Annotated in this window: 15 protein-coding genes; 6 read left to right on the plus strand and 9 right to left on the minus strand. The window is 66.9% G+C overall.

The features are described from left to right. Positions 1–56: 56 nt before the first annotated feature. From AncyloWKF20_RS04545 to AncyloWKF20_RS04570, 6 genes are all read left to right on the plus strand, one after another. Complete coding sequence (locus AncyloWKF20_RS04545) at positions 57–5,867, plus strand: Calx-beta domain-containing protein (RefSeq protein ID WP_279316721.1); 5,811 nt, start codon at positions 57–59, stop codon at positions 5,865–5,867. Positions 5,868–6,202: 335 nt separating this feature from the next. Then, positions 6,203–7,429 carry a sugar ABC transporter substrate-binding protein gene (locus AncyloWKF20_RS04550; RefSeq protein ID WP_279317887.1) on the plus strand — a complete coding sequence of 409 codons (1,227 nt, stop codon included), beginning with the start codon at positions 6,203–6,205 and terminating at the stop codon, positions 7,427–7,429. Between the two features lie 118 nt (positions 7,430–7,547). Then, complete coding sequence (locus AncyloWKF20_RS04555; RefSeq protein WP_279316722.1) at positions 7,548–8,309, plus strand: sugar ABC transporter permease; 762 nt, start codon at positions 7,548–7,550, stop codon at positions 8,307–8,309. Next, the gene (locus tag AncyloWKF20_RS04560) at positions 8,302–9,093 is read left to right on the plus strand and encodes a carbohydrate ABC transporter permease (RefSeq protein ID WP_279316723.1); all 792 of its coding nucleotides are present in this window, start codon (positions 8,302–8,304) and stop codon (positions 9,091–9,093) included. The genes AncyloWKF20_RS04555 and AncyloWKF20_RS04560 overlap by 8 nt, the downstream gene beginning before the upstream one ends. Before the next feature lie 88 nt (positions 9,094–9,181). After that, complete coding sequence (locus tag AncyloWKF20_RS04565) at positions 9,182–12,070, plus strand: winged helix-turn-helix domain-containing protein (protein ID WP_279316724.1); 2,889 nt, start codon at positions 9,182–9,184, stop codon at positions 12,068–12,070. Positions 12,071–12,196: 126 nt separating this feature from the next. Continuing rightward, a complete protein-coding gene (locus AncyloWKF20_RS04570; protein ID WP_279316725.1) occupies positions 12,197–12,526 on the plus strand; it encodes a hypothetical protein in 330 nt (109 codons plus the stop codon). 24 nt (positions 12,527–12,550) lie between these two features. Here the strand turns inward: AncyloWKF20_RS04570 and AncyloWKF20_RS04575 are convergent, their stop codons facing one another. From AncyloWKF20_RS04575 to torT, 9 genes are all read right to left on the minus strand, one after another. Continuing rightward, on the minus strand, positions 12,551–15,664 hold the full coding sequence (locus AncyloWKF20_RS04575) for a multidrug efflux RND transporter permease subunit (RefSeq protein ID WP_279316726.1): 3,114 nt from the start codon (positions 15,662–15,664) through the stop codon (positions 12,551–12,553). Between the two features lie 10 nt (positions 15,665–15,674). Further along, positions 15,675–16,865 (minus strand): efflux RND transporter periplasmic adaptor subunit, encoded by a 1,191-nt coding sequence (locus tag AncyloWKF20_RS04580; RefSeq protein WP_279316727.1) that lies wholly within the window; start codon positions 16,863–16,865, stop codon positions 15,675–15,677. A 616-nt stretch (positions 16,866–17,481) separates the two neighbouring features. Next, a complete protein-coding gene (locus AncyloWKF20_RS04585) occupies positions 17,482–19,821 on the minus strand; it encodes a xanthine dehydrogenase family protein molybdopterin-binding subunit (RefSeq protein ID WP_279317888.1) in 2,340 nt (779 codons plus the stop codon). A gap of 14 nt (positions 19,822–19,835) precedes the next feature. Continuing rightward, entirely contained in the window at positions 19,836–20,309 is a 474-nt protein-coding gene (locus AncyloWKF20_RS04590) for a 2Fe-2S iron-sulfur cluster-binding protein (protein WP_279316728.1), read from the minus strand. A gap of 18 nt (positions 20,310–20,327) precedes the next feature. Further along, positions 20,328–21,209: an FAD binding domain-containing protein gene (locus AncyloWKF20_RS04595; protein ID WP_279316729.1), complete on the minus strand. Its 882-nt coding sequence runs from the start codon at positions 21,207–21,209 to the stop codon at positions 20,328–20,330. Continuing rightward, complete coding sequence (locus AncyloWKF20_RS04600) at positions 21,209–22,222, minus strand: ABC transporter permease (RefSeq protein WP_279316730.1); 1,014 nt, start codon at positions 22,220–22,222, stop codon at positions 21,209–21,211. Before AncyloWKF20_RS04600 ends, AncyloWKF20_RS04595 begins: the two co-directional genes overlap by 1 nt. Continuing rightward, entirely contained in the window at positions 22,215–23,252 is a 1,038-nt protein-coding gene (locus AncyloWKF20_RS04605) for an ABC transporter permease (protein ID WP_279316731.1), read from the minus strand. The genes AncyloWKF20_RS04600 and AncyloWKF20_RS04605 overlap by 8 nt, the downstream gene beginning before the upstream one ends. Further along, positions 23,249–24,799, minus strand: a complete 1,551-nt coding sequence (locus AncyloWKF20_RS04610; protein ID WP_279316732.1) for a sugar ABC transporter ATP-binding protein — start codon at positions 24,797–24,799, stop codon at positions 23,249–23,251. The genes AncyloWKF20_RS04605 and AncyloWKF20_RS04610 overlap by 4 nt, the downstream gene beginning before the upstream one ends. A 136-nt stretch (positions 24,800–24,935) precedes the next feature. Continuing rightward, positions 24,936–26,039, minus strand: a complete 1,104-nt coding sequence (gene torT, locus AncyloWKF20_RS04615) for a TMAO reductase system periplasmic protein TorT (protein WP_279316733.1) — start codon at positions 26,037–26,039, stop codon at positions 24,936–24,938. Positions 26,040–26,115 lie beyond the last annotated feature (76 nt).

A 26,115-nucleotide genomic window follows, 5' to 3' on the forward strand; every position in this document is an offset into this window, starting at 1 on the left:
TCATGCATTGATTTTACCGCTCCGGTGAGAGCGGGACATGACCCAGGAGGCATGACATGGCCGGCACCATCTATTCCGCGGAACTGCCTGCGTCCGGTCAGCGGCGCATCGAGGGCTTCAACCCGGCGAGCGACAAGCTCGATCTCGGCTCCAACTCGGTGCATGGCTACATTGTCGTCGATACCGGCGAGGGCGTCGCTTTCATGGACCCGTGGAGCGGCAGGCAGACGCTGATCGTCGGCATCTCGCTCGGCCAGCTCACCGTGAACAGCTTCGTGCCGGTGGAGAATGATCATCTGCGGCAGGATCTCAGCGGCGCGCTGGCCTGGGAACATGGCATCACGCAGAAGCCCAACACTGTCTATGCGCGCTCGCACGAGGTCGGCCAGATCGACCGCGTGGCGTTCAACGCCGACACGGATGTGGTCGACTTCCGCTATTACGGCACGCGCGAGCAGCTCTATATGGTGGACGGCGCCGAGGGCGTGGTCATCGGCAATTACACGACCGGCCAGACGTTGATCCTGCTCGGCACGACGGTGGCCGACCTCTCGGCCGATAACTTCCTGTTCCATTCGGCGCAGGTGCGCGAAGACCGCATCTTTCTGCAGCTCGGCTTGGCTTCCGTTCCTGATTCGCAGGTGATCAGCCGTGCCGACATCCCGACTGTCGGCACCAATGTGTGGCCGACGACCGCCGGCCCCGGTGCCCCGCCGAGCGGCGTCACCGGCACGACCTATCTGATCGACTGGGATTACGGCTCCAAGACCGTGCTCGACTTCGACCCGGCGACGGACAAGCTGGACTTCAAGTATTTCCGCCCGGCCGAATTCACCGTGGCGGAGGTGAACGGCTCCACGGTCATTACCATTGTCGGGCAGAACCAGACCTACACGCTGACCGGCGTCTCGCTGGCGGAACTGGACTACAACAACATCGTCGCGGTGGAAGACGCCACCTACCAGAAATGGCGCGGCCTCATCGAGGCGGCGGATGCCGGCGGCACGCTGCCGACGCTCCGCGTCGCCGATGCCCAGCTCTCCGAAGGCCAGAGCGGCACGAGCTTGATGAGCTTCACCGTCACCCTGTCAAAGGCGGCGGCGGGTGTGGTCAGCGTCGACTACTCGACGCTGAACGGCACGGCGCTGGCTGGTTCCGACTATCAGGCCGCTATCGGCCGGCTCACCTTCCAGCCGGGCGAGACAAGCAAGACGGTGCAGGTCACCATTAACGGCGATGCCATTTTCGAGCTCAACGAGGCGTTCGATCTCGTCCTGTCCTCGCCGTCCGGCGCGACGCTGGCGGATGAGCGGGCGACCGGCACCATTGTCAATGACGACGCGCAGGCGCCCAACGTGCTGCCGGCCGTCTCCATCGCCGATCTGTCGGTGACGGAAGGCGACGGCGCCCATGTGCATTTCATGTTCCTGGTCACGCTCGACAAGGCGTCCACCAGCCCGGTGACGGTGCAGTACCGCACGGCGAACGGCACCGCGCTCGCCGGGTCGGACTATGAGGCGACCAGCGGCACGGTGACCTTCGCGGCGGGCGAGACCGCCAAGCAGATCCATGTCGACGTGATCGGCGACAAGGTCGCGGAGGCTGATGAGCGGTTCACGGTCGAGCTGTCCGCCCCCACGGGCGCGACCATCGCCGACGGCTCGGCCACCGGCACGCTGCTGAACGATGACGGGCTGACGCCGACCCCCGTTCCGGCCCTGTCCGTCGCCGATCTGTCGGTGTCCGAAGGCAATGGCGACCACGTCCACTTTATGTTCATGGTCACGCTCGACAAGCCCTCGACCACGCCCGTGACGGTACAGTATCGGACGGTCAACGGTACGGCGGTCGCCGGCACTGATTATGAGGCAACCAACGGCACCCTCACTTTCGCGCCGGGCGAAACCAGCAAGCAGGTCCATGTCGACATTATCGGGGACAAGATAGTCGAGGCGGATGAGCGGTTCACCGTCGAGCTCTCGGGCCCCACGGATGCGACCATCGCCGACGGCACGGCCACCGGCACTCTGCTGAACGACGATGCCGCGGCCCCGCCCGCCGGCGGCAACAGCCTCGCCTTCGCGGTGACGGACAATTGGGGGGCGGGCTTTACCGGCGCGATGACGCTGAAGCCCGTCGCCGCGCTGAATGGCTGGACCGTGGAGTTCGACGCTTCGTTCGACATCAGCAACATCTGGAACGCCGAGATCGTCAGCCATGTCGGCGACCACTACGTCATCCGCAACGCCGCCTGGAACGGCAAGGTGGCGGCCAATGGCGAGGTGAGCTTCGGCTTCCAGGCGTCGCCCGGCGGCACGGCGATCGTCGCCGATGATTTCGTCATCAATGGAACCCCGGCGGGGGGAGGGACGGACCCGGTGCCGGTTCTGCCGACGCTCGCCATCAGCGACGCCAGCGTCGCCGAGGGTAATGACGGCACCTCTTACCTCTCCTTCACCGTCACCCTTTCCAAGGCGGCAGCGAGTGCGGTGAGCGTCGCCTATGCCAGCGCCAACGGCACGGCGACCGCCGGGCAGGACTATCAGGCGGTATCGGGCACGCTGACCTTCGCGGCGGGCGAGACCTCGAAGGTCATTCGCGTGCCGGTGATCGGCGACAAGGTGGTGGAGGCCAATGAGGCGCTGAGCATCGCGCTCTCCAAGCCCTCCGGCGCGACGCTGGCCGATGCCAGCGGCACCGGCACCATCACCAATGACGACGTTGCGCCCACCCTGCCGACGCTCGCCATTGGCGACGCCAGCGTCGCCGAGGGTAATGACGGTACGGCCTATCTCTCCTTCACCGTCACCCTGTCCAAGGCGGCGGCGGGTGCGGTGAGTGTCGCCTATGCCAGTGCCAACGGCACGGCGACCGCCGGGCAGGATTATCAGGCGGTATCGGGCACGCTGACCTTCGCGGCGGGCGAGACCTCGAAGGTCATCCGCGTGCCGGTGATCGGCGACAAGGTGGTGGAAGCGAACGAGGCGTTGAGCATCACGCTCTCCAAGCCCTCCGGCGCGACGCTGGCCGACGCCAGCGGCACCGGCACCATCACCAATGACGACGTTGCGCCAACCCTGCCGACGCTCGCCATCAGCGATGCGAGCGTGGCGGAGGGGAATGACGGCACGGCCTATCTCTCTTTCACCGTCACCCTCTCCAAGGCGGCAGCGAGCGCGGTGAGCGTCGCCTATGCCAGCGCCAACGGCACGGCGACCGCCGGGCAGGATTATCAGGCGGTATCGGGCACGCTGACCTTCGCGGCGGGCGAGACCTCCAAGGTCATCCGCGTGCCGGTGATCGGCGACAAGGTGGTGGAAGCGAACGAGGCGCTGACCATCACGCTCTCCAAGCCCTCCGGCGCGACGCTGGCCGACGCCAGCGGCACCGGCACCATCACCAATGACGACGTGACGCCGCCGCCCACCGTCTCGGTGGCCGGCACGACCGTGGTCGAGGGCGATGCGGGCGCGGGCGGCGGCGCGGCGGATGGCTGGTTCTCGACCTTCGGCAACCAGATCGTCGATTCCGACGGCAACCCGGTGAAGCTCGCCGGCGTGAACTGGTTCGGCTTCGAATCCTCCAACGCTTCCCCGCATGGCGTCTGGACGCGGTCCTACACGGACATGATGGACCAGATGAAGGAACTGGACTTCAACACCATCCGGCTGCCCTTCGCCAGCGCCACGCTGCACGCCACCAGCGCCAGCGGCATCGACTACAGCCAGAACCCGGACCTGCGCGGCCTGACGCCGCTGCAGATCATGGACAAGATCGTCGCCTATGCCGAGGAGATCGGGCTGAAGGTCATTCTCGATCATCACCGCTCTTCCTTCGGCGCCGGGACCTCGGAGAATGGGCTCTGGTACGACAGCACCTACACGGAAGCCGCCTGGATCGACGACTGGCAGATGCTGGCGGAGCGCTATGCCGACAACACCGCCGTCATCGGCGCCGATCTGCATAACGAGCCCTATAACGGGACATGGGGCGGCGGCGGTGCCCGTGACTGGGCGGCGGCGGCCGAGCGGGCCGGTAACGCCATTGGCGAAGTCAACCCGAACTGGCTGATCATCGTCGAGGGCGTCGGCTCCTATGAGGGCGCCAATTACTGGTGGGGCGGTAACCTCAAGGGCGTGGCCGACCGGCCAATCGAGCTCGATGTGCCGAACAAGCTGGTCTATTCGGCGCATGACTATGGCAACTCGGTCTATGAGCAGCCCTGGTTCAAGGATCCCAACTTCGCCGCGCAGCTCCCTGCGAAGTTCGACGAGATGTGGGGCTATATCTACCGCGAGAACATCGCGCCGGTGCTGATCGGCGAGTTCGGCACCAAGCTGACCGACCCGAAGGACGCCCCCTGGCTGGAGGCGCTGACCTCCTACATGGCCGGCGACTTCGACAATGACGGCACGATCGACATTCCCGCCGGCCAGGAGGGCATCAGCTGGACCTATTGGTCGTGGAACCCCAATTCCGGCGATACGGGCGGCATCCTCGCCGATGACTGGCGCACGGTGAACACCAACAAGATGGCCTATCTCGAGCCGATCCAGTTCGATCTGGAGGAGGGGGGCAGTAGCGGCGCCGGCACCTATGCCGTGTTCACCATCACCCTCTCGGCTGCCGCCACGCAGGCCGTGACGGTGAACTATCAGACGGTCGCCGGCACAGCCGGGGCTGACGACTTCACGGCGGCCAGCGGCACGTTGAACTTTGCCGCCGGCGAGACCACCAAGACCGTGCGCATCGCCATCACCGGCGACAATCTCGCCGAAGCCACGGAGAGCTTCACCCTGCTGCTCAGCAATGCACAGGGCGCGGTGATCGGCGTCGCGCAGGCAAGCGCGGTGATCCAGGATGATGACGCGGCCGCCCCGACCCTCCCCACGCTCAGCGTCAGCGACGCCACGGCGCTGGAGGGCAGCGCCAGCGCGGCGGGCATGCTCACCTTCACTGTCACCCTGTCGGAAGCCGCGACCGGGCCGGTGAGCGTGAAATACGCGACCGCGAACGGCTCGGCGGTGGCCGGACAGGATTATCAGGCGGCGTCCGGCACGCTGACCTTCGCGGCGGGTGAAACCAGCAAGACCATCAAGGTCGCCGCGATCGGCGATGGCGTGCTGGAGGGCAACGAGACCTTCAACCTCGTTCTCTCCAGTCCCACCGGGGCCACGCTCGCGGATGGCACGGGACGGGGCACCATCGAGAATGACGATGCCGCCCCGCCCGCTGGCGGTGACGCCGTGTCCTTCACGGTCGCCAGCAATTGGGGCACCGGCTTTACCGCCGCGATGACGCTGAAGCCCGAGGCCACGCTGAACGGCTGGACCGTGGAGTTCGACGCCCCCTTCGACATCTCCAACATCTGGAACGCCCAGATCGTCAGCCATGTCGGCGACCATTATGTGGTGCGCAACGCCTCCTGGAACGGGAAGGTGGCGGCCGGCGGGGAGGTGAGCTTCGGCTTCCAGGCCTCGGGCGGCAGCGCCACGGCGGATGATTTCATCGTCAACGGCCGCGCGGTTGGCGGGGAGGAGGCGAGTGCCCTGCGCACGGCGTCCGTGTCGCTCAGCAATGACGTGATCGACGCGTCCATCGCGTTGGTCGAGAGCCGGGCCGCTGACTTCACCGCCGAGGTGACATTGCACAATGAGGGCGCCGCGCTGAGTGGCTGGACGCTGGAGATCGACACGCCCTACGAGATCGCCCAGCTCCAGGGGGCGGAGATCGTCTCCCGTGACGAGGACGGCTATGTCGTCCGCAACCTCGCCGCCACCGCCGCCCTCGACCACGGCGCGGATGTGCGTTTCCAGCTGGTGGGACACGGCACCTTCGATAGCTCGCAGTTCGACTTCCTGATCTAGGATCGAAGGTCCGAACGCTAAGGGTGTCGTGCGGCGCCATCCACGCTCCGAAGGGAGTTGTGGATGGCGCCGCACACCCTTGTGACGTGGCCGCCCATCGACGTTATGTCCCCGTCAGTCGAGCGGTCGGAAGGCGAGCCGTGCGCGATCGGCACCCTTTGCCGGGGAAGGTGGCCCGCAACGACAGGCGGCCCCAAGCTCCATGCTCGGAGGCTGAAACCGCTGAGGCAATTGACGCGCGTCCGACAAAGCCGCCGCATCGCTATGTTTCTGATTGTTGCCAGTCGGCTGCCCCCTGGGCTAGGTTCGGTTGCTATTGTGGGGGGACAATAACAATGGCGCGTTTTTCAGGATTTTTTCTTGCGCTTGCTTTAGCGGTTCTTCCACTGGCGGGTGGAAGCGCTTGCGCAACGGATCTGCGATTTACCGCCGGGGAGTATTCCGGCTTTACGCGCCCCTTTCTTGAGCGCGTCGCGCGCGATTATGAGGCGCAGCATCCCGGCACCCGGATCCAGATCGAGGTGATTCCGTGGGATAGCTACCTGCAGAAGCTGACGACCGAAATCAGCAGCGGCGATCAGCCGGACATCGCCATCGTGCCGACCATGTGGGTGTCGGACCTCGCCGCCGATGGACTGCTCCAGCCGCTCGATGCGCTTGCGACGCCGGACTTCAAGGCGAAGTTCATTCCGGCCTTCTTCGTGCCGGCGACCGTGAAGGGGGCCCTGCTCGGCCTGCCGGCGGCGGCCTCCGCGCGTGCCATGGTGGTCAATACCGATCTGCTGCAAAAGGCCGGCGTGCAGCCGCCGAAGACATGGGACGAACTACGCACCGCGGCGAAGGCCGTGTCGGCGCTGCCCAACAGCTACGGGTTCGGGCTGCCGGGCAAGGAAGTCGAGGTCGACACCTATTTTTATTATGCGCTCTGGGGCTTTGGCGGTGAAATCCTCACCAAGGATGGCAAGAGCGGGCTCGGATCGCCCGAGGCTATTCGCGCCGCGAGCTTCTACCAGTCGCTGATCAACGACAAGGCGACCGAGCCCTCGCCGACGGCGCAAAGCCGCGAGGATGTGTTCAAGCTGTTCAAGGAAGGGCGCATCGGCATCGTCTTCACCTACCCGATGCTGATTCCGCAGCTGAAGGCGGAAGCGCCCAATCTGCGCTACGCCGTGCTGCCGCTGCCGGTCCAGGCGGCGCCCGTCACGCTCGGCGTCACCGATGTTCTCACCCTGTCCAGCTCGTCGAAGAACCAGACGGTGGCCTGGGACTTCATGCAGTTCCTCTACGGCCCGAAATACCGCGCCGAGTTCGATCGCGCGGAAGGGCTGCTTCCGGTGACGGTCGAGGGGGCGAGCGACAGCTATTACAAGGACAACCCGGATATCTCCGCTTTCGCCGCCGGGCTGCCTTACGCCCGCTTCGCGCCGACGATAAAAGGCTGGGCGGAAGTTGAGGAAATTACCGTCCGCTCGCTGCAAAGCATGTATCTCGGCCAGAAGACGCCGACAGAGGCCATGACCGATGCCGCGCTGCAGATCGACGACGTCCTGGCACGCCGGTGACGGGGGAGAACGGCACCACCGACTGACGCTGCTTCTGCTTATCGCCCCGGGCGTCGCGACGACCTTGCTGATCACCCTGGTGCCGGTCTTTCTGCTGCTCAGGATGGCACTTCATGACGTGTCCCGCTTCGGTCGGATCGGGGCCTTTGCCGGGCTGGACAACTTCGCCCGCCTCGCGGCGGACCCGCTCCTGCCGGACATTGCGGCGCGGACCGTGATCTGGACGACAGCCGTGGTGGCGGGCACCGTACTCCTCGCCTTGCCGGCCGCACTGATCCTCAACCGGCGCTTTGCCGGGCGAGGATTGGCCCAGTTCCTCGTGCTCGCGCCCTGGGCCATATCCGTCACCTCGATGGCCGTGGTCTGGCGGCGGGTGCTCAGCGATGAGGACGGCCTGTTGAACCGGCTCGCCCTGGCAACGGGGCTGATCGAACAGCCAGTCGTCTGGCTCGGCTCCATCCCCGCCAGCTTCGCCTTCGAGATCCTGATCGCCGTGCTGGTGTCGGTGCCTTTCAGTACGGTCATTCTTCTGGCAGGCCTGTCGTCGATCCCCGACGAACTCAACGACGCGGCGCGGCTCGATGGCGCCGGGGCGTGGCAGAGGTTTGCCCATCTGACGCTCCCGCTACTGCGTCCCTTCCTTGGCGTGGTGCTGATCTTCAACATCGCCTATGTGACAAATTCATTCCCCATCATCTGGATCCTCACGCAGGGCGGCCCGGCCAACAGCACGGATATCGTCGTGACCTATCTCTACAAGCTGGCCTTCTCCATGGGCCGGCTGGACGAGGCGGCGGCGCTGTCGCTGGTGATGCTGGCCATCCTCGGAACCTTGACCGTGCTGATGCTGCGCCTGCTGGAGCGCCCCGCCCATGCTTAAGCGCAGCGTGCTCTCCTGGTGTGCCCTGCTGCCGCTGATCGCGGTGAACCTGTTTCCCTTCGCCGTCGCCCTCGACACGCTCCACCGCGCCGAGGGCGAGGGAAGCCTCGGTGCCTTCTGGGCGGGGCTGTGGGCGCGCACGGAACTGCGAACCGCGCTGGTGAACAGCCTTGTTATCGCTGTATCGACAGCTGTGATCTCGACGCTGATCGCCCTGCCGGCCGCCTATGCGATCTCCCGCTGGCGCTTCCGGGGGCGGCGCGCGGCCTCGCAGATCCTGCTGGCGTCGCAGATGCTGGTGCCGGTCATGCTGGTGCTGGGGCTGTCACAACTCGTGGCGGGCGCGGGGCTCACCGACACAAGGCTGGCGCTGATCGGGCTGTATTCGGCTTTCCAGGTGCCGTTCGCGGTCTGGATGCTGCGGGGCTACATTGATGCGATCCCTGTGGAACTGGAGGACGCTGCCCGCATCGACGGCGCGTCGCGGTTCCAGATCCTGCGGCTCATCGTGCTGCCGCTGTCGATGCCGGCAGTGGCGGTGACCGCGACTTTCGCCTTCATCACCGCCTTCAACGAATTCGTGCTGGCCCTGACGATCCTGCGCAGTTCGTCGAACTTCACGCTGCCCATCCGCGTCAATGCTCTGACGGCGGGGCGCTACGCGGTGGACTGGCCGGATGTGATGGGCGCCGTGCTGGTGGCGAGCCTGCCGGTGATGCTGACCTTCCTGTGGCTCCAGCGCTCCATGCTGCGGGGGCTGCGGCTGAGCCTCGGGGCGAGCTGACGCGTCGTGTTCACAGTCTGCCGTCTCCCCCTCGAACAATCGCGTTCTGGGACTGTTCCCGGAGCCACGACCCGGCTAATGGAACACCGTGATTGAGCAGAACACAGCTTTAGCCGGGCCGGTACGATTCGGGCCCTTCACCTTCTACCCGGGCCAGCAATTGCTGGCGCAGGACGGGGTGGCGGTGACGCTGGGCAGCCGCGCGCGGGCCCTTCTGGCGACGCTTCTCGACCATCACGGTGCCGTTGTCAGTAAGGCGCAGCTCATCCAGAGCGCCTGGCCGGAGACCTTCGTCGAGGAAGCCAATCTGCGCGTGCACATCGCAGCCCTGCGCCGCGCGCTTGGCGATGGGCAGGAGGGGCGGCGCTACATCGTCAATATCTCCGGGCGCGGGTATTCCTTCGTGTTTCCGATCACGCGCGAGGACATCCCGCCGACGCGCGAGAGGCTGATCGAGCCCAGCGGTGTTAGCGCGAACCTGCCTCCGGTGCCCGCGCGCATCGTCGGCCGCACCGCGACTGTGCAGTTCATCACCTCGCTTCTGCGCGAGCAGCGCTTCGTCTCGCTCGTCGGTCCCGGTGGCATCGGCAAGTCGACCGTGGCGCTCGCGGTCGCTCATGACCTCGCCGCCGGTTTCGGCGACGGAGTCTGCTTCGTCGACCTGTCGGCCCTGAATGACCCGCAGCTCGTCCCGACGGCCGTGGCGGCAGCTATGGGGATCGGCGTGCGCACGGACCAGTTGCTGCCCAGCCTGATCGCCGCGACCCGCTCCAAGCGCCGGCTCCTGCTGCTGGACAGCTGCGAGCATGTCATCGACACCGTCTCCGACCTCGCGGAAGCGCTGTTCCTCGGGGGCGGCGAGGGCCTTCACATCCTCACCACCACGCGCGAGCCGCTGCGGGTGCGTGGCGAGCACATCCATCGTCTGTCCGCGCTCGATTCCCCGCCGCCGCGCCCCGGCCTCACCAGCGCCGAGGCTCTGCAATACCCGGCCGTGCAGCTCTTCGTGGAACGCGCCGCGGCGAGCCTCAACGGCTTCCGCCTGATCGATGCGGAAGCGTCCGTCGTCGCCGATCTCTGCCGGCGGCTGGACGGGATTGCGCTGGCCATCGAGATCGCGGCGGGCCGGGTCGAAAGCCTCGGCGTGGTCGGCCTCGCCAATCTGCTCGACGATCGATTCCGGCTGAACCTGCAGGGCCGCCGGACGGCACGGCAGCGCCATCAGACCCTGAGCACGCTGCTCGACTGGAGCTACGCGCTGCTTCCGCCGTTCGAGCAACTCGTCCTCCGGCAATTGGCGATACTGGCCGGCACCTTCACCGTCGATGACGCCATCGCCATCGTCGCCGATGACGAGGCCACGGACCAGAAAGTCATCAGCGCCCTCGCCAATCTCGTCGAGAAGTCACTGGTCGTCGCCGATGTGCATGGCTCGCAGGCGCGCTATCGCTTGCTCGACACAACGCGCGCCTATGCCAGCCTGAAGCTCGCTGAGAGCGGCAAGCTCGACCTGCTCCGGCGCCGGCATGCGGAGATTTTCCGTGATGCGCTCGACAGCGCCAATCGTGATTGGCCGCGACGCCCTGCGCCGGAATGGACCCGGAACCATCACCACCTGATCGACAATGCCCGCGCCGCCCTCGACTGGGCGCTGTCGCCCGACGGCGACACCGAGATCGCCGTGGCCCTGACGCTCGGGGCCGTGCCGCTGTGGTTCCAGCTTCAACTCATCGCCGAAGCCTATGTCCATGTCAGCGCCGTGCTGGCGCGGGTCGATGGCACCTGCCCGGCGCAGGTTCAGATGCGCCTCCAGGCGGTGCTGGCCTGGTCGCTCATGCAGATCAAGGGGCAGGTGGACGAGACGCGGGCCGCCTGGCAGCGGACCTTCGATCTGGCGGAAAGCCTCGACGACACCGACTATCAGCTGCGCGGCCTGTGGGGGCTGTGGTCCGGCCTGCTCAACCGGAGCCGCTTTCAGGAAGCGCTGGCCCTGGCGCAACGCTTCGCCGACGTCGCCGCCCGCCGCAGCGACCTGAACGACAGCTATGTCGGCCACCGCATGATCGGCTACATCCTGCATCTGCTCGGCCGGCAGACGGAGGCGCGCCGGCACCTCGAGCACATGGTCAAGGGCTATGTCGTGCCGACCACCGGCGACCAGATCATCCGCTTCGTGTTCGAGCAGAAGCTCACCGGCCGCTGTTTCCTCGCGCGAATTTTCTGGCTGCAGGGCGCGTTCGACGCCGCGCTGGCCGAGGTCGACGACATCGTGGCGGTCGCCGAAGCGAGCGACGACCGGCTGACGCTGTGCCAGGTGCTGGTGCAGGCGGCATGCCCGGTCGCGCTGTTCGCCGACGACCTGCCGCGCGCCCGGCGCTACATCACCCGGCTGGTCGACGTCTCCGCGCAGGACGGGATCGAGTTCTGGCAGGTGTGGGGCCAGTGCTTTGCGGGGGTGCTCGCCGTCCGCGAGGGCGACCTGTCGATCGGCGTCAAGAACCTCGGCGACGCGCTGATCAAGCTCCGGGGCATTGCCTATGGCGTGTACTACATCGTCTTCCTGGCGGAATACGCCCAGGCCCTTGCGCGGGCTGGCGAACTCGGCCGGGCGCGGGCCTGTCTGGCCGAGGCGCTGGCCCGCTCGCAGGAGAATGAGGAGGGCTGGTTCGCCGCGGAGCTCTGGCGGCTCACCGGCGAGTTCACCCGCCTCGGCAATGAGCCCCGCACTGACGAAGAGGCTGAAGCGGCGCTGATGACGGCCCTGCGGATCGCCCGTGAGCAGGAGGCGACCTTCTGGGAGATCAAGGCCGCCCTGAGCCTTGCCCGGCTTTGGCAGGCGCAAGGCCGTGCGGGCGAGGCTGAAGCCATGCTTTCCCCGCTGGTCCGGCACCGCGACGGCGCGCATGCCTTGCTGACCGAGGCGCGCGCCCTGCTGAGCGAATTGCGCGCGCCGGGAAGCCTCGACGGAACGCCCTGAGCCGATCCCATCCCGGGGCGGCCTGGGACCGCGCCCGCCGTGACAATTTGCAAAGTTTTACACGCGCCTTCTCACGTGGCCGCTACAGTTCCATCAGTCGGTTCAGTGTTCGAGGAGACCACTGGCGTGAAGCTTTCTCATTGGCTCGACATGACAAAGATGGAACCGCTGAGCCTGTTCGTCATGACGGACGTGATCGTGCCGAGCTGTCGCGGTGAGGCGGGGTTGCGCGCGGTCGAGGCCGATATCTCCCGTGCGATGGCGGGCCTTTCACTGCCTGAGATTGCCAACGCGCTGACCGCGATAATGCTGCAGGCTGAAGCAACCCGCCGCCACGCCCTGCTGCGCGGGGCCAGTGATGCCGACGTCACGCCGTCCTGCGACCGCATCGTCGCGAACGCCAAGCGGGTCTGGCAACTCATCGCCGACGCGGCCGGCCCCGAGGGTGCGTGCTAGCCGCCGCATTCTAACCCCGACGAATCACGAATTGTTGGCGAGGGCAGGCGTGACCGGCGGTGTGGTGGTCGACCCGCCCAGCCGGCGTTGCAGGGCGGCTAGGTAGAGATAGACGACCGGCGTCGTGTACAGGGTGAGCACCTGGCTGAGCGCCAGACCGCCGACCATGGCATAGCCGAGCGGCTGGCGCAGCTCCGTGCCGGTGCCCGTGCCCAGCATCAGCGGCACGCCGGCCAGCAGCGCCGCCATCGTCGTCATCAGAATGGGCCGGAAGCGCAGACGGCAGGCCTCGGTGATGGCTTCTTCCGCGCTCATGCCGCGCTCGCGCTCCCCGGCAATGGCGAAGTCCACCAGCATGATGCCGTTCTTCTTCACGATGCCGATGAGCAGGATGATGCCGATGATCCCGATCACCGACAGGTCGAAGCCGCCCGCCCACAGCGCCAGCAGCGCGCCTACGCCCGCCGATGGCAGCGTCGACAGAATGGTCAGCGGGTGGATGAAGCTCTCATAGAGCACGCCGAGAATGACATAGACCGCGAACAGCGCCGCGGCGATCAGGGCCGGCTCGCTGGCCAGCGCGCTCTGGAAGACCTGCGCGCTGCCCTGGAAGCTGCCGCTGAGGGTGGAGGGCGCGCCGAGCTCGGCCGAGGCCCGGTTGATCGCCGCCACCGCCCCGCCGAGCGACACGCCGGGCTTTAGGTTGAAGGAGATCGTCACCGCCGGGAATTGGGCCTGGTGCGACACGGAGAGCGGCCCGACCGCCTGCGGGTCGATGGTCACCAGCGTCGAGAGCGGAATGGCCTGCCCGGTGCTCGGCGACTTCACATAAATCTGGTCGAGCGTGCCGATGTGCCGCTGCAATTCCGGGGTCGCCTCCAGGATCACCGCATAGGAATCGAGCTGGGTGAAATACTGCGCCGCCTGCCGCTGGCCGAAGGCATCGTTCAGCGTCGCGTCGATCAGCGAGGGCTGGATGCCGAAGCGGGAGGCCCGGTCGCGGTCGATGGTCACCTTGAGCTGGGGCGCGTTGCCTTGCTGGTCGCTGGAGACATCGGTGAACTCAGGGAGCTGGCGGATCCGTGCCAGAAGCTTGGGCGCCCAGTCTTCAAGTTCGTGCAGGTCCACATCGGTCAACGTGTACTGATAGAGCGCCCGCGACACCCGGCCGCCCACCGATATGTCCTGCGCCGGCTGCAGGAAGACCGCGGCGCCGGTCACCTGCGCCAGCTTGGGGCGCAGGCGGTTGATGACCTCCGAGGCGCTGACGTCCCGCTCCTCACGCGGCTTCAGCGCGACGAAGAAGCGGCCGGTATTGGTGGTGTTCGCCCCGCCGGAACCGAGCATCGAGCCGAAGGCCGCGACAGCGGGGTCCTTGGCGAGCACCGCGCCGATCTGCACCTGCAGGCGTTTCATCTCGTCGGGCGAGACGTCCTGCGCCGCCTCGGACAGGCCGCTGAGGATGCCGATATCCTGCGTCGGGAAGAAACCCTTGGGCACCGCCACGAACAGCCAGCCGGTGAGGGCGAGGGTGCCGAAGAACACCATGAGCGTGAGGAAGCGGTAACGCATCGCGACCGCCAGCGTGCGCACGTAGAAGGCGAGGAGCGCCTCGAAGCCGGCCTCGATCATCCGGTAAAGCCGGCCATGGGTGTGGGATGGCGGCTTGAGGAAGCGCGCGCAGAGCATCGGAGTCAGTGTCAGCGATACCAGTGCCGACACGGCGATGGAGGCGGTGACGGTGAGCGCGAATTCGCGGAACAGCCGTCCGACGATCCCGCCCATCAGCAAGAGCGGGATGAACACCGCCACCAGCGAAATGCTGATTGAGAGAACGGTGAAGCCGATCTCGCGCGCGCCCTTCATCGCCGCCGCATAGGCGGGCTCGCCCTCTTCCATGTGGCGCACGATGTTCTCGACCACAACGATGGCATCGTCGACGACGAAGCCGACCGCGATGGTCAGCGCCATCAGCGACAGATTGTCGAGGCTGAAGCCCAGCGCGTACATCACCGCCGCCGAGCCGGCGAGCGAGAGCGGCACGGCCACGGCCGGGATCAGCGTCGCGCGCAGATTGCGCAGGAAGAGCAGGATCACCATCACCACCAGCGCGATGGTGAGCAGCAGGGTGAACTCCACATCCGCGACCGAGGCACGGATGGTGGTGGTACGGTCGACGATGGTATCGATGCTGATGCCAGCGGGAATGATGCCATCGAGCCGTGGCAGGGTGGCCTTGATGGCGTCCACCGTCTCGATGACATTCGCGCCTGGCTGCTTGAACACTAACAACACCACGGCGGGCCGCCCGGTACTCCACGCCGCGACATGGGTGTTCTCCGCTCCCTCCACCGCATGGCCGACATCGCGCACGCGCAGCGGGGCGCCGTTGCGATAGGCGAGGATCACGTCGTCATAGTCGGCCGGGGTGACGATCTGGTCGTTGGCGGCAATGGTGAAGCTGCGCACGGCGCCGTTGATCGACCCCTTCGCGGCCTCTGCCGTGGAATCGGCAAGCGTGGTTCGGACATCCTCGAAGGTGAGCCCGCTGGCCGCCAGCCGGGCCGGGTCGATCTGCACCCGGATCGCCGGCTTCTGCTCGCCGCCGATCACCACCTGCGCGACGCCCTTCACCTGGGAGAGGCGCTGGGCCAGCACATTGTCGGCGAAATCATCGACCTGGGTGATCGGCATGGTGTCCGAGCGCGCGGCGAGGATCAGGATCGGGCTGTCGGCCGGGTTGACCTTGCGATAGCTTGGTGGCGTGGTCAGGTCGTCAGGCAACTGGCGCTGCGCGGCGGTGATCGCCGCCTGCACGTCCTGCGCCGCGCCGTCGATATCCCGGTCGAGCGCGAACTGAAGCGTGATCGAGGTCGACCCCAGGGTGGAGGTCGAGGTCATCTGGTCGAGCCCGGCGATCTGGCCGAAGCGCCGTTCCAGAGGCGCGGCGACCGCGGCGGCCATGGTGTCGGGGCTGGCGCCGGGCAGGGAGGCCGAGACCTGAATGGTCGGGAAATCCACCTGCGGCAGAGGCGCGACCGGCAGCAGCGGATAGGCGACGACGCCAAGCAGCGCGAGCGCCGCCATCAGCAGCGTTGTGGCGATCGGACGTTCGATGAAGGGAGCCGAGAGGTTCACCGCGCGCGCCTCATTTGCCCGCCGCCGGGGTATCCTGGGCCAGGCTTTCCCGGTCGCCCCCGGCGACCGCGACCTTCGTGTTGGCACGCAGCCGGTATTGCCCGTTGACCACCACCCGGTCGCCGTCTGTCAGCCCCTCCTTCACAACCGCGAATCCGTCCGCGACATGGCCCGTGACGATCGGCCGGGCCACGGCGGTGTTCTCCGCCGTCACCACCCAGGCGAAGACGCCGTCCGGCCCGCGCTGGATCGCGGCGACCGGCACGGTCACTGCGTCCTTCATCGTGCCGACGGTCAGCGCGACATGGACGAAGGCGCCGGGCCACAGCCGCTCATCGTCATTGGGGAAGCTCGCCTTCAGCTTCAGCGTCGCCGTGGTCGCGTCGATCTGGTTGTCGATGACGGTCAGCGTGCCCGTGCCGAGCACCGTGCCATCATCACGCGTCGCGACCGCCAGCACCGGCCCGCGCGCTTGCGCCTCCTGCACGGCGGCGATGTCCTTTTCCGGGAGCGAGAACACCACGTCGATCGGCGTGAGCGTGGCGAGCACGGCGATGGGCGTCGAATCGCTGGTATGAACGAGATTGCCGGCATCCACCTGGCGAATGCCCATCCGGCCATCCACCGGCGCGGTGACCGTCGTGTAGTCGAGATTGGTCTGCGCGGTCTCCACCGCTGCGGCATCGGCGGCGACGGCGGCCTTGAGCTCGTCGACGGTGGCCTGCTGCTGGTCGAAGGTCTGACGGCTGGCATAGTCCTTCTGCACCAGCGCGGCATAGCGGGCGAGATCCGCCTCCGCCCCGCGCAGTTGCGCCTCGTCCTTGACCTTGCCGGCGCGGACCTGATCGAGATTGGCCTGCGCCAGCTTCGGGTCGAGTTGCGCCAGCACGTCGCCGGCCTTCACATTCTGACCCTCGCGGAAATTCACCGACTGGAGCGTGCCGTCGATGCGGGCATGAATGTTCACGGTCCGTGAGGCCTGCACCATGCCGATGCCGTTGAGAACAACCGCGAGCGAGCGGCGCTCCACGGTCGCCACGTTCACCGGCACCGCCGCGCGCGGGGCGGGCTCCTCGGCCGCGCGGGGCGTGCTCGCCCGGCCTGACCAGACATAGAGACCGCCGCCCACCGCCAGCAGGAGGCCCGCCATGAAGATGGCGCGCCCCCGCCACGCCGAGGTCCGCTCCGCCGTCTCGCTCATCCCGGACTCCCATCGCCCATGGGGGCGCGAAGGGAGTGTGCCGTGGATGGTGACAAGATGTGAGTTAAATATTGTTTAGAAACAGTACCTTAGGGAAGGTGCGTGGCCCCAAGGTGTGAAGTCATGATTGGTTGATGGTCGAGCGGGATCGTCCGCCACGGTGATGACCCAGCGTCCCCGAGACGCAATCCACCGCCCAAGGTTGCACGTGTGCTCTCGGATCGCCGGCCGTGAAACACAAGAGCGGCGGGTCAGGCGCGCTCTGGGATGTGGTTACGATGCCAAACGGGCGCGTGCGGCTAAACAGGCGTCACCCATGCCCGGTGTTCACGCTTCTGAAAAGAACTGGCGCGCCGACCAAGGTGAAATTGCGAACACGTATGTCGTTGAGTTTACATTGGTTTAGGCGACGACAATTAGGTGACGAACATTCGCAGTCAATTGCCCGGACTCGGCATCTGCTGCAGCCTACTGAGACGGGGGCGCCTGACGCCGGCGTTAAAGTGAGAAGACGCCCGATAGGCCTTTGCTAGCGATGCCGCCGCCGAAACGTGGCCATGACGGTCGCGCGTGCGCGCAGAAGCAGACTGGAACACGATCGTGGATCGTGCCGCGATCATGTCCCTGCGCTGTGCGGCAGCACAAGATTGTCCGCCCACTCTGGGAGGATATGGGGGAAGGCGAGTTCTGGTTGGCGGCCGAGCAGAAGGGCGAGGACGCGCGGCGGCGTCAAGGGTAGCTCCTGCACCCGCAGACCCGTGGCGTTTGCCACCGCGCAGGCCACTGTCGCCCCCACATTGAGAATCGGAACCTCGCCCGCGCCCTTGACGCCCAGCGGTCCGAGGGACGGCGCGCCTTCGAACAGATCGATCTCGACCGGCACCACGTCGCCAGCGAGCGGCACGCGGTAGGTCTCGAACCCCGCCTGGCGGACACGGCCGCAGGCGTCGATCGACACCTCCTCGTGCAGCGCATAGCCGAGGCCCTGCACGACGCCGCCCTGAATCTGGCCGCCAATGGCGCTGCGGTTGAGAGCCCGTCCAACATCCTGCACCACGCGATAGCTCAACACCTCGACATGGCCGGTATCGGGATCAACCGCGACCTCGCAGTCATGGACGGCGAAGACCGGAATATCGAGCGCGTCGATGAAGTGGCCGGCGACGCAGCCCGGCAGGGCGGGCACGCCCTTGCGGGTGGAACTGCCGGTGCCGCCGACCGGGCCCGACAGGGCCTGCGCCCGTGCGGTCACCTCGGCAATGCTGAAGCCGGCGCCATTGGGACCGGCGATCTCGATCCTTCCCTTGCGCATCACAAGGTCGTCCGGGGTGGCATCCAGCATCTGTGCCGCGACGGCCAAGAGCTTATCCCGGACCTCTTCCGCTGCCGCGAGGCTGGCGGCGCCGAGCGAGACGGTCTGCCGTCCGCCGCCGACGCCGACATCGTAGCCCGAGGCATCGGTGTCGGCCTGTCGGACCACTACATCCTGCGGGCGGATGCCGAGCGCTCCGGCGACGATCTGCGGCAGACTTTGCATCATCGAGCCGGAGCCGATCTCGACGCCGGAAGTGACGAGCGTGGCGCTGCCGTCGGCATTCATGTTCACCGTTGCGGCCGACGGGCCCGTGAACACGAACCAAGTGCCGACGGTCGTCGCCCGCCCGTAGAGGCGCCCATCCTCAGCGCGGGTCGGCTCGCGGCGCGCGCGCAGGGCACCCATGCGCGCCAGCATCGGGCGCAGCACCTCGCCTTCGAAGACCTGGCCCGTAGCGCCGAGATCGCCGTCGCCGAGCACGTTGCGCCGGCGGAACTCGAGCGGGTCCATGCCGAGGGCCGCGGCGATCTCGTCGGTGTGCCGTTCCAGCGCGAAGGTGTTGTAGACCCCATTACAGGCCCGGAAGGCGCCGTTGGGAGGAGTGTTGGTGTAGACGGCACGGGAGGCGAGGCGGACCGCGCCGAGCCGGTAATTGCCGCCCAGCGTGTGGGCGGTCATGGTGGTCAGGAAGATCTGCTCGCCGCCATGCGCGCCGCAATCCATCAGCACCACCGCCTCGCGACCGGCAATCTCGCCCTGCCGCGTCACCGCCGAGCGGATGCGGATTTCGGCATTCTCGCGGAACAGGCAGGTGAGCATTTCCTCTTCGCGCGTGTTCGCCAGCCGTACCGACCGGCCGCTCATCTTGGCCAGCAGCGCGGCGAAGGGTTCGATGGCAATGTCAAATTTGAGGCCGAAGGCTCCGCCCACGGGCGGTACGGTTACCCGCACCTGCGAAGCGGGCACACCGAGAAATCGCGCGGTCGCATTGCGCACCGTCCACGGCACCTGTGTGGAGGTCTCGATATGGAAGCGGCCGTCTTCATAGCGCGCGACCGCGGCTCGCGGCTCGAAGGCCATGTGGTTCTGCCGGCCGACGCGGAATGCGCTCTCGATGATCGTCACATCCGCGCGAGCGAAAGCGGCGTCGACATCCCCGCGCACGACCGTCGCCTCCCAGGCGACATTCCCCGCGCGGGCGCCGCCTTCGAACAGAACTTCATAGTCCTGCCAATGCGGGTGAACGAGCGGTGCATCCGATTGCAGCGCTTCCTCCATGGTGAGGACAGCGGGCAGCGGCTCGATCTCGACCTCGATCGCCGCCAGCGCCACCAGCGCCTGCTCCGGCGTGTCCGCGGCCACGGCGGCAAGCGGTTCGCCGACATACCGCACCAAATCCTCGGCGAAGAGCGAATGATCGGCTATGCCGATACCCACGCGCCCCGGCGCATCGGCGGCGGTGGCCAGAGCGCGCACGCCCGGCAGCGAGGCGGCCTTCGAGGTGTCGAGCCTCACAAGCCGCCCCGACGCGATCGGTGCGCGCAGCACGGCCGCGTGCAGCATGCCCGGAGCCGCGCGATCAATGGTGTAGCGCGTGCGCCCGGTCAGCTTGTCGCGGGCATCGCGGCGACGAAACTCCATCACGGCATCGACGGTCACCGGGGTACCTCCATGCGACCTGCGGCAACGGCCAGCGCTGCCTCGACGATGCGCTCATAGCCGGTACAGCGGCAGATGTTTCCGGTGAGCGCGGCGCGAACGTCGTCCCGACTTGGCCGGGGGCTGTGATCGAGAAAATGGGACAGGGTTACGACCATGCCGGGAAAACACATGCCGCACTGCACGGCGTCGTGCAGGTCCAGCTGCGCCTGGACCGGGTTGAGTCGGTCGCCAGCCGACATGCCTTCGATGGTGACGACCTCGCACCCCTCGACCAGAGCGGCCGGGGTCAGACAGGACGTTGTCGGCGCGCCATTCACCAGCACCGTGCAGGCGCCGCAGAAACCTTCGCGGCACACTGGCTTCGCGCCGGTGAGGTGGAACTCATCCCGCAGCAGGTCGATGAGCGGAGTCAGCGGATCGCAGACGGTACGCCTCGCCTCGCCATTGACTGTCATGTCGATCGGCATCAGGAGCTCCCGTAGTGATCAATAAAGCGCCGCGACGGCCCGTCGGACGAGAGTGGGCAGTACGCTGACGCGGTACCAGCCGGGCGCATCGATGCCGTCGCGCCCATGGAATTCATCGGCGAGTTCCGCCGCCGCGCGGTGGGCCAAGGCGGCGTCGAGCGGGCTGCCGATCAGCGCGGCCTCGAGGCGTGGCCAGCGCCGGGCGACGGCCTCGACAGCGCCGACGGCGACACGCACCTGCGTGACGTGTCCAACCTCGTTGCGCTCCACCGACAGGCTCACAATGGCGGTGGGGTAGTCGCCCGCCTTGCGCAGCGGCAGGCGCACATGCGCACTGCGTGCGAGCGAGCGTGGGACGCGCACACTCGTCAGCAAGCGGCCGGATTCAAGCGACGGGCGAAGGGCGAGGAACCGCTCAAGCGGCAGGCGCTCCACACCGCCTGGCGAGGCAATATCGACCTCGGCGTCAAGGCACAGCAGCGCGGGGACGAGGTCGGCGGCCGGGAAGCTGGCCGTGCACAGATTGCCGCCCAGCGTCGCCGCTCGGCGTACCGCCGGGTTGGCGGAACGGCCGGCCGCCTCCGCGAGCACCCGCAGATCCGGCAGGTCACGCAGGCTCTCCGCGAGGTGGGCATGGGTGATGCTTGCGCCGAGGCGGACATGGTCGTTCTCCGTCTCGATCCGGCTCAGTTCCGCGAGGCGGCCGAGGCTGACATAGGCCTGCCCTGGCCGCTCATGGCGCAGCGGCGCCCGCATGATCCATGTGCCGCCCGCGAAAGGCGAGCCCTCCACACCACGCTCGGCAAGGGCGGCGAGAGCGTCGTCCAGCGAGGAAGCCACATAGAGCGAGGGAAAGAGCGCCGCCCTGTTCGGCACCATGTCGTGACCGTTCTCGCGCATCAGCGTCGCTCCAGCCGCAACCGGTCGAGAACGACGCCGATGATGACGATGGCGCCAAGCACCACCATCTGCACATAGCCGTCGATCCGCGTGAGATTCATGCCGTTGGACAGGATGGTGACGAACAGCGCGCCGACCACCGCCGTGCCGACGCCGCCACGCCCGCCTGCAAGGCTGGTTCCTCCCACCACGGCGGCGGCGATGGCCTGCAGCGATAGCGAGCCGCCAAGATTGGGTTCGCCCGAACCGGTGCGTGCGGTCATCATCAGCGCGCCCAGCGCCGCCAGGGTCGAGCACAGCACATAGGTAGCGACCAGCAGTCGCTTGACCGGCAGGCCAGCGACCGTTGCCGCGCGTGGATTGGTGCCGATGATGTAGAGCTCGCGGCCATAGACGGTGCGGGTCAGCACGAAATGGAGGGTGGCGCCGACAATGAGTGTGATGAGTACAGCAGCTGGCACGCCGAATAGGCTGGCGCCATAAAGCAGATGCGAGAACAGGTCGGGCACGCCCTGCACCGGTCGCCCGGCCGATAGCGTGGTGGCGATGCCGATGGCGATGTTGTAGCTGCCAAGCGTCGCCACAAAGGGGCTGACACGGAGACAGGCAACGACCAGGCCATTGAACAGGCCGCAGGCGGCGCCGAGCGCGAAGCCTGCGGCGAGGCCGATGAGCAGCACCGCCGCCGGCTCATGGCCGCCGGCCACCGAGCCAGCCATGGCCAGCGCGGCGCCCACGCTGACCATGGAGACGGTCGGCCCGAGCGCGAGGTCGAAGCCGCGGGTGAGGATCACCACCGTCTGCGCCATGGCGAACAAAGCGAGATAGCTCGCCTGCTGGACAATGTTCACCAGATTGCCCGGGGTCAGCACCGTAGGTTCCACGGCTGCGAAGCCGAGCAGCAGTAGTACGAGGGCGAAAGGCAGCGCCGCCTGCCACAACAGGGCTTGGATGGCGAGGCGCCGGGCTCCGGAGGTGGTCGCCGGTGCGGTGGACAAATCGAGATCAGACACGGGCTTTCCTCCGCTGGCCGATCTCGTCCAGCGCCACCGCCGCAACCATGATGACGCCGAGGAACACCGGTTGCAGACGTGAATCGATGTGGAGCAGGTTCAGCGCATTGCCGAGGATGGTGAGGAACAGCGCGCTGGCCGCGACGATCTCGACCCGTCCCATGCCGCCCCGCAGGCTGACGCCGCCGATGACGGCGGCCGCGATGGATTGCAGCATCATGCGATCGCCGCCGAAGCTCGCTTGACCCGAGCCGACCTGCGCGGTGAGCAGGAGGCCGGTAAGCGCCGCGAGTACGCCCGACAGGACATAGGCCCCGACGATATGACGCTTGATGCGGACGCCGGACACCACCGCCGCATCGGCATTGCCACCAATCGCATAGACATAGCGGCCGAACAGCGTGCGGCGCTGCACCAGCACCATGATCAGCAGCACCGTCAGTGCGATGTAGATCGTTGTCGGCAGGCCAAGGAACTGGGCCCGACCGAACTCCTTCACGAAGCTCGGCGGCATGCCGTAAACCGGGATGCCGGAGGTGATCATCAAGGCGACACCGGCGGTGGCTGACATGGTGCCGAGCGTGACGACGAAGCCGGACACTTTCAGCCGCGCGACGCACAGGCCATTGATCAGGCCCACCACCGCGCCGCTGCCGAGCCCGGCGATGACGCCGCAGGCGATGATCAGTGCGTCGTTGCCGGGGAAGGCGAGGGCCGCCATGGCCATGGCCTTGGCGGTAACGACGCTTGCCAGCGCCACCACCGCGCCAACCGACAGGTCAAAGCCGCCGACGATGATCACCATGGCCTGTCCGCAGGCGATGATGGTGAGCAGCGCAGCATTGCGGAGAATGTTGAGAATGTTGATCGGCCCATAAAACTGCGCGTCGATGGCCGACATGCCGGCGACGACCAGCACGAGCAGTGCCGGCAGGAAGCCGACACGGCCGAGAACGCGGCGGCCAAAGACGGCGGCGATGCCGAACGGTGCGGCTCCGCCGGGCGAGTGGGAGGAGGCCTGCGCGCTCATGCCGCCTCCGTCGCCAGATGGTCCTTGAAGAAGGATGCGAGCACGTTCTGCTCGGTCTTGTCCGCCCCAGCGAGCTCGGCGGCGATGCGGCCCTGATGCATGACATAGAGGCGGTTGGAGAGCGCCAGCACCTCTGGTAGCTCCGACGAGACCACGATGACCGCCGCCCCCGCCTCCACCAGCTGCTTCATGAACTCATAGACCTCGAGCTTGGCTCCGACATCGATGCCGACGCTCGGTTCGTCGAACAGGAAGACCTGAAGGTCGCGGGTTAGTGCACGACCCAACATCACCTTCTGGCGGTTGCCGCCGGACAGCGCGCCTGCGGGTCGCTCGATATTGGGCGGGCGCAGCTTCAGCCGCTCCATGGCGGCCGCTATGAGACTGCGCTCCTGACCCCGACGCATGATGCCGAACCGGGCGAGCCGGGGCAGGTCGAGCGCCGTCATCGAGGTGTTCTCACGGATAGGGCGCGACAAAGCGAGACCTTCCGTGACCCGGTTGGCCGGGAAATAGGCCACGCCGCGCTGGAGGCTCGCGCGCGGCGAAGCCCCGTCATAGGGCGTGCCATTGATGCGCACGATGCCGCCCACCACCGGTTCAAGGCCGTAGATCGCCCGCACCAACTCCGACTTGCCACAGCCGACAAGACCGGCGACGCCGGTAATCTCTCCGGCACGCGCATAGAAATTCACGTCGCGCACCGACCCGTCGGCGAGTGTAAGGCCCTCAACATCGACCTTCACCTGTGCAGGCGCGTGCGGAATGGAGGGGAACAGCACGTCGATCCGCCGGCCGGTCATCAGTTCGACGAGTTCCCCATCGGTCACCCGCGCGGCATCGACAGTGCGGATGTGCCGCCCGTCGCGCAGCACCGTCACCCGGTCCGCCAGCGCCCGGATTTCCCGCATGCGGTGGGAGACGTAGATGATGCCGACATTCTGCACCTTCAGCCGAGCAATTAGTTCGAACAGGCGGCCGGTCTCGCGATCGGTCAGCGAGGCGGTCGGCTCGTCGAGGATCAGCAGGCGCACCTTGCCGAGCAGGGCCTTGGCGATCTCCGTCATCTGCTGATGCGCCCGCGACAGCTCGTCAACGCGCCGGCCCGGATCGAGGTCGAAGCCCAGTTCGTCGATCAGCGCGCGGGCTTTCTTGCGCATCGCCCCGGCCCGCAACATGCCGCCGGTCGAAACCTCGCGGCCGAGAAACAGGTTCTCCTCGACGGTCAGGCTTGGCACCAGCGAGAACTCCTGGAACACCGGGCTGATGCCGATGGCACGCGCCCGCTGTGGCGTCAGGTGGCGGATCTCCTCGCCGTCGAAGTGGATGCTGCCCTCGTCCGGCGGGAAAGTCCCTGCGATGACGTTGATCAGTGTCGACTTGCCGGCGCCGTTCTCGCCGAACAACACGTGCAACTCGCCCGCGCGAACGTCGAGATCGACATGATCGAGTGCCCGCACGCCGGTGAAGCGCTTGGATATGCCCTTCAGCTCCAGCAGTGACGCGCCCGACGCGGTCGTCTGTGGGAGTTCTGCGCTGGTGTCCATCGGCTCTCCTTCGGCCTCCCGCGTCGCAGAGGCGGTGCCATTGCCGTGATCCGGCGCATGTCAGACCATGCCGAGCACAACTTCCTCCCTCTCTCCCGCCGGGGAGAGAGGGAGGGGCGCCACGCTTCGGCGCCGTTCACTTCGCCTTGACGGAATAGACAGGGCTCCAGCTTGCCGGCGCGAGCACGAGATCCATCTGCAGGTTCGGAACGGTCGTCTTGTCGATCACCGCGGCGACCGGCTGCACCAGCGACATCACCGGCTTCTTCTCGATCAGCCGGATCGCCTGGTCGATCGCGATCGCCCCTTCACCCACGGGGTACTGGGTGGCGAAAGCCAGAATGTCGCCACGGTTCAGCGCGTCGAGCATGGCCTGGTTCTCGTAAGACGAGACAATCTTGATGTCGGAGCGTCCGGCCTCGGCGACGGCGCCAATGGCGGCTTCGGCGGTCGGGGCCGTGCCCCAGATCACGTTGATGCTGGGATAGGCCTGAAGCGCATCCTGGATCAGCTGGAGCTGCACGGCGACACCGGAATCGCCGAACTTTTCACCGAGGATCTTGGCGTCGGGGTTCTTCGCCACGGCTTTCTTGAAGCCTTCGTTGAAGGATTCCGCCCAGCCTGAGCCCGCAGGGCCGGGGAAGGTGACGATGTTCAGCTTTTCGCCCGGCTTGGTCTGGGCGAGCAGACCCTCGCCGGTGACCTCGCCCATGGCGACGAAGTCGACATAGTTGGCCGCCGGCAGCGCGTTGGGTGGCAGCGGGTTGGTGACGCCGACCACCGGTATGCCCTTGGCCTTGGCCTCCTCGAACTTCTTCATCAGCCCGGCGCCGGAGATGGCGCCGACGATGATGGCATCGGCCTTGGCGGCCATGCAGTCGTCGAATTGCGAGAGCTGCTTGGGCAGGTTCTCGTAGCCGCCGGCTTCGTAGAGATTCATGTTCACGTTCGAGGTCTCGGCCTGCTTGACGATGCCATAGGCAACCGCGACCCAGAAGCTGTCCTTCATGTGCGGGAACAGCACGCAGATGTTGTAGGGCTTCCCAGCCTTTGCGAGCGGCGTGTACTCCGCCGCCTTCGGCGCCCCCGACGAGGCGTCATAGATCTTCATCGGGAACCACTTGGTCTCCGCCGCTGCGGGGGAGAGCGAGGTGGCGGCGAAGGCGAGGAGGGCGGCACTAGCGAGGGTCCGGCGCCTCAGGCGCGAAAGGACCGGACTGCGGGTGGCGGTGGTGGACATGGTTCTTTTTCCTCTGGTTGGTTTTGGCCGAGGATGGTGGACGCTCTCGCCCACCCCTCCGAAAGCACTGTCAGGC

This window comes from Ancylobacter sp. WKF20 (genome assembly GCF_029760895.1).
GTDB lineage: Bacteria > Pseudomonadota > Alphaproteobacteria > Rhizobiales > Xanthobacteraceae > Ancylobacter.